This is a genomic window from Acidovorax sp. Q11, assembly GCF_054950075.1.
In genome coordinates this window covers 1-11,305 of record NZ_JBUDZG010000055.1, presented here as the reverse complement: position 1 = coordinate 11,305, position 11,305 = coordinate 1, and the positions used below count along the sequence as shown (strand labels likewise).

Below are 11,305 nucleotides of genomic sequence, written 5' to 3'. Positions count from 1 at the left end.
CGCCTTCCTGCAGTGCCAGTTGCACAAACTCTCGTTTGGTGGTCATGAGATCTCTCGGTTGCCAGGGCATAGGTTTCTCCTGGGCAGGGTTTGCCAAGGAGAAGTGTTTCCTATGTCTCCGCACACCTGTTTCCCATGTGTCCGGTCCATACAGGCGACGCGAAAGAAAGTTACTCGCATGCCGGGCGACTCCCGGCCTCCGACCTCAGCCCAAGCACGCCTTTCAAACCAACAGGCTCCAGCTTCGAAAACCTGAGCCCGATCGGTTCCGAGGTAGCTCCAAGGCTTCGACAAGCTCAGCCCGAACGGGGAATCAAAACAGCAGAGCTAAAAAAACAAAACGGCTGGTGCTCCCAAAACAAGCACCAGCCGCCCAAAAAACCAAAAGCAACCTCAAGCCGCCAGGATCAGCTTCTCCAGCTTCACCGCATCCGCAGCAAACGCCCGAATCCCCTCAGCCAGCTTCTCCGTCGCCATCGCGTCCTCATTCAACGCATAACGGAACCCCGCCTCGTCATAGTTCACTGCAGGCAAATCCATGGCTTTGGCGGCTTCCGCATCCAGCGCCCGCTGCAACGGCGCATCGCTCGCCGCCAGCTGCGCCAGCAGCTCGGGCGCAATGGTCAGCAGGTCACACCCGGCCAGCGCCGTGATCTGCCCCACGTTGCGGAAACTCGCGCCCATCACCTCGGTGGCAATGCCAAAACGCTTGTAGTGGTTGTAGATCTGCGTGACCGACTGCACCCCGGGATCGTTGGCACCGGCGCGCGCAGCCTCATCCCAGCTTGCACCTGCCTGCTTTTTGTACCAGTCGTAAATACGGCCCACAAAGGGCGAGATGAGCTGCACCTTGGCGTCACCGCAGGCCACGGCCTGGGCAAACGAGAACAGCAGCGTGAGGTTGGTATGGATGCCCTTGCGCTCCAGCTGCTCGGCGGCCTTGATGCCTTCCCAGGTCGATGCGATCTTGATGAGCACGCGGTCGATATGGATGCCCTCGGCCTGGTACAGCTCGATGATGCGTTCGGCGCGTGTGACGGTGGCGCTGGTGTCAAAGCTCAGGCGGGCATCAACTTCGGTGGAAACGCGGCCAGGCACATGGGTCAGGATCTCGCAGCCAAAACGCACCAGCAGGCGGTCGATCACCTCGTCCATCGCGCGCCCTTGCCATTTGGCAACGGTGTCCTTGAGCAGCGGCGCGTATTCGGGCTTTTGCACCGCCTTGAGAATCAGCGAGGGATTCGTCGTGGCATCCCGCGGACGGAACTGAGCCAGTTGCAGAAAGTCGCCGGTGTCGGCAACCACGGTGGTGAACTGTTTGAGGGCGTCGAGTTGGTTCATGGCGCCATTATTCCGCATCAGGCCCTGCGCCTTCGGTACTACCAACCACCGATACGCCGTGGGCACCCAGGCTCAGTTGCACCTCGTCGCCCACGGCCAGCACATCGTCCAAGTCGGACGACACCACAAAGATATGGCCCAGCGCCGTGTCGAAGGTGTATTCGTGCACCGCGCCCAGGTAAGCGCGCTTGGCCAGCCGCGCGGGCAGCAAGCCCGCGCGCTGGCGGTGAATGCGCCAGGCCTCAGGGCGCACCGCCACCTTCACCGGGCCGCTCTTCACCGCCACGCGCGGGCGCAGCACCAGCGGGCCGAGCGCCACCGTGCCGTCAGCGTCGGCCACAGCCGGGAACAGCATGGCCTCGCCCATGAAACCGGCCACGAATTCGCTGTGCGGGGTTTCGTACAGCGCGCGGGGCGAGCCCTTTTGCGCAATCAAGCCCTGGTTCATCACGATGATCTGGTCGCTCACGGCCATGGCCTCGGCCTGGTCGTGTGTGACGTAGGCCACCGTGAGCGACAGGCGCTGCTGCAGCGCGCGGATCTCTTCGCGCATCTCGCGGCGCAGTCGGGCGTCGAGGTTGGACAAGGGCTCGTCAAACAGCAGCACTTCGGGCTCCAGCACCAGCGCACGGGCCAGGGCCACGCGCTGCTGCTGGCCGCCCGAAAGCTCGCTGGGAAGGCGGTCGTCAAACCCCACCAGGCCCACGCCGCGCAGCGCCTCCACGGCCTTGGCGCGGGCCGCCTCCTTGCCTTGGCCGGACATGCGCAGGCCGTACATCACGTTCTCCACCACATTCATGTGCGGGAACAGCGCGTAGCTCTGGAACATCATGCTCACGTTGCGCTGCGCGGGGCCGAGCGTGGTCACGTCCTTGCCGCCGATGAAGATCTCACCGGAGGTGGGCGACTCCAGCCCCGCAATCATGCGCAAGGTGGTCGTCTTGCCGCAGCCCGAGGGGCCGAGGATGGTGGTGAGCGTGCCGCGTGGCACCTCGAAGCTGATGCCCTTGACGGCCAAGGCTGCACTGCTGTCAGTGCCGTAGCGCTTGGTGATGTTGCGGAACACGATGCCCGCGTCGCTGTGGTTCATGGCGTTGTTCTTCTTTTGGAGAGGGGTCAGTGCGCGGCGGGTGCGGCCGCACGCCGCCCAAGCTTGCGGTCGCCGACGAGCAGTTGAATGAGCCCGATGGAGGCCGACATGAGGATGATGAGCACCGTGCAATAGGCCAGCGCCACGCCATAGTCGCCATTGCCCACGCGGCCGATGATGTAGGTCGTTGCGAGTTCGTTCTCGGCCGTGACCAGAAAGATCACCGCGCTCACGGTGGTGATGGCACGCACAAAGCTGTAGACCAGCGCTGCCACCAGGGCGGGCTTGAGCAGCGGCAACACCACATGGCGCAGCGTCTGCACGCTGCCCGCACGCAGCATGACGGACGCCTCATCGAGCGAGCGGTCCAGCTGCTTGAAGGCCGCCGTGCCCGCCCGCACGCCCACCGGCAGGTTGCGGAACATGAAGCACAGCACGATGATCAGCGCCGTGCCCGTCAGCTCGAACGGCGGCACATTGAAGGCCAGGATGTAGCTCACACCCAGCACCGTGCCCGGGATGGCGAAGGCCAGCAGCGCTGCAAACTCGAACGCGCCCTGCCCCCGGAACTCGGTGCGCGCCAGCAGCCACGCAATGCCGATGCCCAGCGTGGCCGTGAGCGGCGCCGAGATGGCCGCGAGCTTGATGGTGGTGAAGAACGAGTTCCACGCCGTACCCGCCCACACCACACCAAACTCGCCCCAGTCCACACTGAAAGCGGTGCGGAAATGCGCCAGCGTGATGGTGTAGTCACGCCCCCAGGTCTGCACAAAACCACCGGCTAAGGCAAACAGGTACACGATGAGGGTGAACGCCATCCAGGGCAGCGCAATAGAGTGCACCACGCGGCGCACCCCTTGGGGCAGCGGCATGGCAATGCCCGCGTCGCCCTTGCCCGAGACGGTGGTGAAGTTCTGTTTGCCCAGCAGCCCGCGCTGAATGGCGAACACGGTGAGCGCGAACAGCGTGAGGATCCAGGCCAACGATGCGGCACGGCCCTGGTCGTACTGCGCGCCCACGATGGCGAAGAAGATTTCGGTGGACAGCACCGAGAACTGCCCGCCCACCACGATGGGGTTGCCGAAGTCGGCCATGCTCTCGATGAAGCCCACCAGGAAGGCGTTGGCCAGGCCGGGCTTGAGCAGCGGCAGCGTGACGGTCATGAAGGTCTGGTGCGGGCTGGCGCGCAGGGTTTGCGCGGCCTCTTCCAGGCTGGGCGCCACGCCCTGCACCACGCCGCGCATGATCATGAAGGCGATGGGAGTGAACGCAAAGGTCTGCGCCACCCACACGCCCAGCCAGCCGTAGAACCAGCGCGTGGGCGTGATGCCAAACGCGTATTCGAGGAACTGGTTGAACACGCCCGCACGGCCAAACAGCAGGATGAGCCCCAGGCCCACTACAAACGGCGGCGTGATGATGGGCAGCAGCGCCACGATGTTCAGCGGCCGGGCATAGCGGCGCGAGGCACGCTCGGCCATCAGCGCCATGAAGGTGCCCAGCAGCGTGGTGCTGGTGGCCGTCATCAGCCCGAGGAACAGCGTGTTCCACGCCACGCCGCAGCGCTGCCCGCCACCGAGGCAGGCCAGGCCAAAGTTGCGCTCGTGCGCGATGCGCTCCCACATCACGGCCAGCGAGAACGGGCCGTCTTCCAGAAAAAACGCGGCCGACAGCGCCTTGAGCACCGGGAACACGATGAACAGCGCCAGCAGGCTGCCGCAGCCCAACACGGCGGCCGCCACAAACAGATCGCCCTTGAAGAAACCGCGCCGCGCAATGCCAAATGCCACCAAGACCAGCAGTGCCGACAGCACCACAAAGCCGCCCCAACCCATGCCCGGCTGGCGCATGCCCAGCTCGCCCAGGCTGGTGTTCATCCAGTCAAAGGCCCAGCCCCGCGCGCCGATTGCAAAGCCGCTGAGCAGCAGGGCGGCAAGCCCCAGCGCACCGCCCGCCGCCAGCACGCGGCCTTGCTGGCGGCCCGCAGGCAGGGCCGCCCCCGCGCCCGCCACGGCCAGGCCCAGCAGGCCCAGCCACAGCCAGGGGCGCCCATGCTGCGCGGCCTGCAGCAAGCCATTGGCCGCCTGCGCATCGCCCCACACCTGGCCCACGGCCAGCAGGCCGTTCGCGTCCTGTTGCGCGTACCAGGGCAACAGCAAGTAGCCCAGCACCCCGATCAGCACCCAGGCCCACAGGGGCCGGTTGGCCGAGCCCGCCCGCCGGGGTGCTGCCCCCATCGCATCCGTCGCGGCCACCATCAGCGCGCCGCGTTCTGGACATCCTTCTCCCAGCGCGCGATCAGGCGGCGGCGCTCAGCGCTCGCGCCGTACTTGGCGTAGTCGTAGTTGATGAGCTTGATCTTGGCCGGGTCGGTCATGCGCGGGTCTTTGGGCACCTGCGTGTTGCTGGGCAGCTGGAACTGCTTGGCCGCCAGGCCAAACTGCTGGCCACCGGGCGTGAGCGCCCATTCGTAGAACTTCTTGGCCGCCTCGGTATTGGGGCCGTTCTTGACGATGCTCATGGAGCCGACCTCGGCCCCTGTGCCTTCGGAGGGGGTGACCGAGCCCACGGGGAAGCCGTTGACCGCCTCGGTGGTCACGTCGTGCACAAAGCTTACCGAGATGGTTGTCTCGCCACGCGCCGCAGCCTTGACGGGCGCCGTGCCCGAGCGGGTGTAGGTGCTGATGTTGGGGTGCAGGGCCTTGAGGTATTCAAAGGCTTTTTCCTCTCCCATGATCTGCACCAGCGTGGCGATCATGGTGTAGGCCGTGCCGCTGGATGCGGGGTTGGCCATCTGCACCTCGCCCTTGAACTCGGGCTTGAGCAGGTCGGCCCAGGACTGCGGGGCTTTCAGCTTGCGCTTGGCCAGCAGCTCCGTGTTGTAGCCAAAACCCAGCGGGCCCAGGTACACGCCCACAGTGCGGTACTTGGAGTCCACCGCCTGCTTCTGCGCCCAGGGATGCAGCTGCGCGAGCTGGGTCGATTTGTATTCGAGCGTCAGGCCCTGCTCGGCCGCCTGCAGGTGCGGGTCGCCCGTGCCGCCAAACCAAATATCGGTCTTGGGGTTGGCCTTCTCGGCGTTGAGCTGGGCCAGCGCTTCGCCCGAGCCCTTGGCGGTCATGTTGACCTTGGTGCCCGTGGTCTTGGCATACACGGTGGACATCAGGTTGCACCATTCGGCCTGCACCGAGCAGATGATGTTGACCTGGCCTTGGGCGTAAGCGCTGGAGGCCAGCAGGGCCAGGGCGGCAGCGGCGAAGGTGTGGGGGATGGGCTTGCGCATCGTGGCTTCCGTTCCAATCAAATATGACAATAAAGTTTCAGCCCATCCTAGAGCCGGGCCACGCCCCCGGCCACCGGGATAACACGCAGGGTGTGCATGCACAGGTAAACGCAGGGGCACATGCAGAGGGCTCCGGCCAGGTTGAGCCGCCCTCGTGGTAACTCATGACCCACTTTGCATGAAACGCAGTTACCATTTCTTTCTCTGCCGCCGCCCCCCACCAGGAAACCCGTCCCCATGCTCGACCGCATCACCGCCTCGCTCTCGTCCCTGGCCCCTGCCGAACAACGTGTGGCCAAGCTGGTGCTGGCCGACCCCCGCAGCTTTGCCCGCCTGCCCGTGCGCGAGCTGGCCGAGCGCGCCCATGTAAGCAAGCCCACCGTGGTGCGGTTTTGCCGGAGCATGGGGTATGACGGCCTGGCGGACTTCAAGCTCAAGCTCGCGGGCAGCGTGAGCGAGGGTGTGCCCTTCATCCACCGCAGCGTGGACGTGGACGACAAGACGGGCGACGTGCTGGTGAAAGTGGTGGACAACGCCGTGGCGGCGTTCTTGCAATACCGCAACGCCGCCAGCACCGTGGCGCTGGAGCGCGCGGCCGAGGCCATTGCCGCCACCTGGCAAACCGGCAAGCGCATCGAGTTCTACGGCGTGGGCAACTCCGGCATCGTGGCACAGGACGCGCAGCACAAGTTCTTCCGCCTGGGCGTCACGTCCATCGCCACCAGCGACGGTCACATGCAGGTGATGAGTGCCACCTTGCTGGGCCCGGGCGACTGCGCGGTGATCATTTCCAACTCGGGCCGCACACGCGATCTGATGGACGCTGCCGACATCGCGCGCAAGAACGGCGCCACAACAATAGCCATCACCGCCAGCGGCTCGCCCCTGGCCAGCACCTGCCAGATCCACCTGGCCGCCGACCACCCTGAGGGCTACGACCGCTACAGCCCCATGGTGTCGCGCCTCATGCACCTGCTCATCATCGACGTGCTGGCCACCTGCGTAGCGCTGCGCATTGGCGGCTCGCTGCAGCCCATCCTGCAGCAGATGAAAGAGAACCTGCGGGCCAAGCGCTACGCATAGGCAACGCGCCTTGCCCCATCGTCAATAGGTGCAGGTGGGCGTGCAGCCTGCGGTGCCGTCGCAGGCTTCTGGGCCGTTGACGATGCCATCGCCGCAAAAAGGACCCGTCAAGTTCAGCGGCGCCGAACACGAGGCATTGCAGGCCGAGCAACTGGGACTGCCGTAGGGGCAGCTCGTTTCCGTGGTGTTGTTGCCATCATCACAGGCCTCCGGCCCGTTCACCATGGTGTCGCCACAAAAGCCCCCCGCTAGGGTGAGCGGCGCAGTGCAGGAGGCGTTGCAGGCCGTACAGGTCACCGTGCCGTAGGAGCAGCTGGTCTCGGTGGTGGTGTTGCCGTCGTCGCAAGCCTCGGGCCCGTTGACGGCATTGTCGCCACAGAAGCCGCCGACCAAGCTGAGCTGAGCCGTGCAGTTGGCGTTGCAGGCGGTGCAGTTCGCCGTGCCGTAGGCACAACTGATTTCGGTGGTGTTGTTGCCGTCGTCGCACAGCTCGGGGCCATTGATGGCGTTGTCGCCGCAGTAGTTTCCCATCAGGCTGAGCTGCGCACTGCAGTTCGCGTTGCACGCGGTGCAGCTCACGGTGCCGTAGGCGCAACTGCTCTCCGATACAGTGTTGCCGTCGTCGCAAGCCTCGGCGCCAGCACGCGCGCCGTCGCCGCACACCACGGCGGCGCCCACGGCCACGGTGGCCAATCCCCAACCGCCGTTCTTGAAGCGGTTGCGCGCGCGGTATTCAAATCGGAACAGGCCCTGTGCGGTGGGTGCTCCCATGGTGAAGCCGCCGTCGGCATTGACCGTGAGCGTGCTGCCCGCAAAGACCACCGACCCACCCACCGGCGTAGTGGTGGGGCTGCCCTGCAGGCGGAACTCGCGCACTTCGATGGCCGGCGCGCCCAGCGTGTCGTTGGCCAGCAGGCCGGGAGCAGCCACGGGCAGTGGCGTGCCCACGGTGGTGGCGTACGGTCCGTCGTCCTGTAGCGTGCCGTCGCGCACGCCCAGGTCCAGGTCGTAGCGCAGGTGCAGCGTGCCACCCTGCAGCTGCGCATACACGGCCGCGATCTGGAACGGGCCTGTAGTGGACGCAGCAGCAATGGGTGCCGTGCCCACCCAGTCCGACGGCTCACCGTCCCGTACCAGGGCCGACCAGGCCAGGCCCACGGAAAAAGCCAGGCACAGCACCGAGCCGGTGGCGGCCACGCGGCGCGCAGGCGCGAAACGGTAGGTAGCCAGTGCCAGCACGCAGGCCAGCAACAACAGCCCGCCCGAACCCAGCACCGGCACGGAGACTGTGGGCGTCCCTGCGGCGGCCAGCATCACCGGACCGCCACCTGCGGCGCCATGAACCGACAACAAGGCGCTGGGTGCGAAGCTGGAATCGGTGGTGCTGGCCGTAAACCCCAACCGCAGCGAGGTCGGCGGCGCGACCAAGCGGGTGTAGCTTTCGACTACGTCCACCTGTGGCCCGGCAGCATCAATGCCTGCGGGTCACTGCAGCGGCGCCAAGGGGACAAAGCTGGGGTCAGCCACCAATGCGCCGCCCTGGCACACCTCGCGCGACACATCGCCCACCGGGCTGGGGGCCGCGAGGTCGATGCGCGTGACCGCAGCCTGCTCGGATCCCTGGAAAACGCCCGCCGGAGTGACCACGTTGCAGCCGGTGGCAGGGTTGCCGTCCACGTCGATCAGGGTGCGCAGTTCGGCCACCGCATGAGCAACCCTGGGCTGCAAGAACAGGGCCAGGCCCAGCATGACCATTAACAAGATGGTGGGCAGGGCACGCGCAAAGGCCCCACGTTGACCCGCGCGGGGCAGACAAGAAAAACGCATGGAAAGAGGCAGGACGGAGAAGATAGGAAAGCGGGACGCACCAAACGGGATGCGCAGAGGTGGAAAGACGAGCACAAACAAGCGCCACACCGGAGCGGGCCTAAACCGCGGCGGATCATATCGACGCACCTAGCAAGGTGCCAAGGACTATTTGGCACTGTGGGCGCGTGGGCCCTTCGTGGGAAAAACTTGAGGCCTTCTGGTGCCTCAGCGCCCGTGGAATAGGCGACAGCAGCTATGAAAAATGGAGCGCTGTGAATTACTTTGATTGAGATGGCTGGCGGAGCCCCGCTCCCCCGCGCTTCCCGCGAGGGGGAGGAGGCGCTGGGGGGCTGCGCGCTGCATGGACGCTCGGTGAGCGCCGATCACTCCCAAAAAAACGCTTCCATCACAGCAGAAATCAGTTCACAAAACTCCGGGTGCTGTACAGCTCCACCGGCAGGCGCTTGAGCAGCGGCAGCCCCGTGGCAGTGTCCTTGGCCTGCTTGTCGATGTAGCTGAGGAACACGTCGGCATCGAGCACGCCAATGTCCAGGCGGCGCGCGGCGGGCACGGCGGCCAGGGTCTTGTAGCCGTCACCGCCGGTGGCGTTGAAGCTCAGCACGAACAGCTTGTAGGTCCTGGCTGCGTCCAGCGCGCCCCACGCACCCGTGGCGGGGTTGCGCACCTCGATGTTGCCCACGCGGCTGCCGAAGGCGGCCTTGGTGTTCACGTCGTAGCGCAGGCCGCCGGTGTAGGGGTACGGGCCGGTGGAGCCGCCCGTGCCGTACACGGCTTCCAGGCCATCTTCGAGCATGCCCTTGACCTCCTGGCCCGTGATGTCCAGGCGGAACAGCATGTTGCCGAACGGCAGCACCTGGATCACCTGCGCGGCCGTTACCGTGCCCTGCAGCGGAATGCGCACACCACCGCCGCTTTGCAGCGTGATGTCGGCACCGCCGTATTTCTCGTTGGCCACCTCCAGGTAGGCCTGGGCCACCATCTGCTGGATGTCGCCGCCGCGCACGTTCACGCTGCCTTCGGCGTTGCAGGCTGCACTGGAGCGGCTGTAGTCCACCGAGCCCACACCACCGGGCACGCGGCGCGAGCACAGCTCCTGCGGCACCACGGCCACCTGGGTCTTGTTGAACACAGCCACGCGGTCCTTGAACGGTTGCAAGGCAGTGGTGGCCGGGGCAGATGGCGTGGTGATGCGCAGCACACCGGTGGCGGCGGCACTGGCCTTGATCGCCGCCTTTTCCGCATCGGTGGCGGCCTTGCCGCCGAGGGTGAAACTGTCGCCAATCAGCACATGGGGCGTGCCCGTGCACTGCGTGACCTCGCCCTGCGCGTTGAAGCTGACCTTGAGTTCACCCACCACCTGCGCGTATTCCCAGGCCTGCACCACACACACGGGCTTGCCGTCCTTGTCGGTGGTGCGGGTGGGGTAGGCACCGGCGGGCGAGCCCACGCCGCTGGTGGTCAGGGTGTTGGGGCCCAGCAGGGTGTGCGAGTCGCCGCCCACCACCACGTCCACCCCCGACAGGCGCGCAGCCACCTGCTTGTCGTACTCGTAGCCGATGTGGCTGAGCAGGATGATCTTGTTAACGTTCTTGGCGCGCAGGGCATCGATCTCGCGCTGGGCGGCGGCGGTCTCATCCTGGAAGGTAGTGTCCGCGTCGGGGCTGGAGGAAGCCTTGGTCTTCTGTGCAATGGTCAGGCCCACGATGCCGATCTTCTGGCCGTCACGCTCGACCACGGTGGAAGGGCTGACGTAGCCCGCCGCGCGCGCCGCATTGAGTGCCGAGCCCGCGCCGAACTGCACATTGGCACTGAGCACGGGCGTCTTGCACGTGCCTTTGCGCAGCAGGTCCAGAAAGCCCTTGAGGCCCGTGTCGCCCTTGTCGAACTCATGGTTGCCCAGGGTGAAGGCATCGAAACACACGGTATTCATCAGGGCCGCGTCGGCCTCGCCATCGGCCCCGGCGCGATTGAAGTACAGCGTGCCGGTGAGCGCGTCGCCCGCGTGCAGCTTGAGCACATGGGGGGACTGGGCCGCCAGCTCGCTGATGGCGGCCGTGACGCGCGGGAAGCCACCGGCGTCCACCGCCACATCCACAGCCGATGCACCACCGGCCGAAAGCTTGAGCGTCTTGGACCGGGACTCCAGCGTCGAATGGTGGTCGTTGATGTGCAGGATGGTCAGCTCCAGCGGCTTGGCCTGATCGCCGCCGTCGGAGCCGCCACAGGCGGCCAAGGCACCGGCCGCCGCCAGCGCCAGCATGCCCACGCGTGTGCGGCGCAATGCGCGGTGCAGCGGTATCTGAATTGCCCCCAAATCCATCGTCATGTTCCGGCCCCTGTGTCTATGTGGTGGTTCACAAAAGCCTGCATCGTGGGCAGGCCGCATGACAGGGGCGTGAAACCGCAGAGGCATGGCCGACAACAAAAACGCCACAGGCTCCCGCAGGAGCCTGTGGCGTTGTTCTGGCCAGCGGCCCCACCTGCCGAGGGGGCGGCGCGGGGCTACTGGAAAGATGCAGGAGGAACGTTGGGCGGGGTCAGATTTTTAAAGGGCGGTTTAAACAACGAAGTGCACGTAGCCAAAAGGTAGGCCCAGACAAGTGAGTGAAGATGACTTGTGTGACCTGCCAGTCAACCCAAGTGCACCATGAACTACACCCATCTGAGCCAAAGCGAAC

8 protein-coding genes are annotated in these 11,305 nt (G+C 65.8%); 1 reads left to right on the top strand and 7 read right to left on the bottom strand.

Annotated features, from left to right (window positions below):
- Positions 1-393: 393 nt before the first annotated feature.
- From tal to ACYZGB_RS22360, 4 genes are read right to left on the bottom strand one after another with little or no spacing between them, the layout of a single operon-like run.
- A complete protein-coding gene (tal, locus tag ACYZGB_RS22375; protein WP_462391159.1) occupies positions 394-1,341 on the bottom strand; it encodes a transaldolase in 948 nt (315 codons plus the stop codon).
- Positions 1,342-1,348: 7 nt separating this feature from the next.
- Positions 1,349-2,431: an ABC transporter ATP-binding protein gene (locus ACYZGB_RS22370; protein ID WP_462391158.1), complete on the bottom strand. Its 1,083-nt coding sequence runs from the start codon at positions 2,429-2,431 to the stop codon at positions 1,349-1,351.
- Between the two features lie 26 nt (positions 2,432-2,457).
- On the bottom strand, positions 2,458-4,689 hold the full coding sequence (locus ACYZGB_RS22365; protein WP_462391156.1) for an ABC transporter permease: 2,232 nt from the start codon (positions 4,687-4,689) through the stop codon (positions 2,458-2,460).
- Entirely contained in the window at positions 4,689-5,714 is a 1,026-nt protein-coding gene (locus ACYZGB_RS22360; RefSeq protein ID WP_462391154.1) for an ABC transporter substrate-binding protein, read from the bottom strand. The genes ACYZGB_RS22365 and ACYZGB_RS22360 overlap by 1 nt, the downstream gene beginning before the upstream one ends.
- Positions 5,715-5,951: 237 nt before the next feature.
- On the opposite strand from ACYZGB_RS22360, the gene ACYZGB_RS22355 reads away from it, so the two are divergent.
- Positions 5,952-6,797 (top strand): MurR/RpiR family transcriptional regulator, encoded by an 846-nt coding sequence (locus ACYZGB_RS22355; RefSeq protein ID WP_063460113.1) that lies wholly within the window; start codon positions 5,952-5,954, stop codon positions 6,795-6,797.
- 21 nt (positions 6,798-6,818) lie between these two features.
- Here the strand turns inward: ACYZGB_RS22355 and ACYZGB_RS22350 are convergent, their stop codons facing one another.
- From ACYZGB_RS22350 to ACYZGB_RS22340, 3 genes are all read right to left on the bottom strand, one after another.
- Positions 6,819-8,252, bottom strand: a complete 1,434-nt coding sequence (locus tag ACYZGB_RS22350) for a hypothetical protein (protein ID WP_462391153.1) — start codon at positions 8,250-8,252, stop codon at positions 6,819-6,821.
- 30 nt (positions 8,253-8,282) lie between these two features.
- Positions 8,283-8,624: a hypothetical protein gene (locus tag ACYZGB_RS22345; RefSeq protein WP_462391152.1), complete on the bottom strand. Its 342-nt coding sequence runs from the start codon at positions 8,622-8,624 to the stop codon at positions 8,283-8,285.
- 400 nt (positions 8,625-9,024) lie between these two features.
- Positions 9,025-10,887: a bifunctional metallophosphatase/5'-nucleotidase gene (locus ACYZGB_RS22340; RefSeq protein ID WP_462391160.1), complete on the bottom strand. Its 1,863-nt coding sequence runs from the start codon at positions 10,885-10,887 to the stop codon at positions 9,025-9,027.
- Positions 10,888-11,305: the final 418 nt, after the last annotated feature.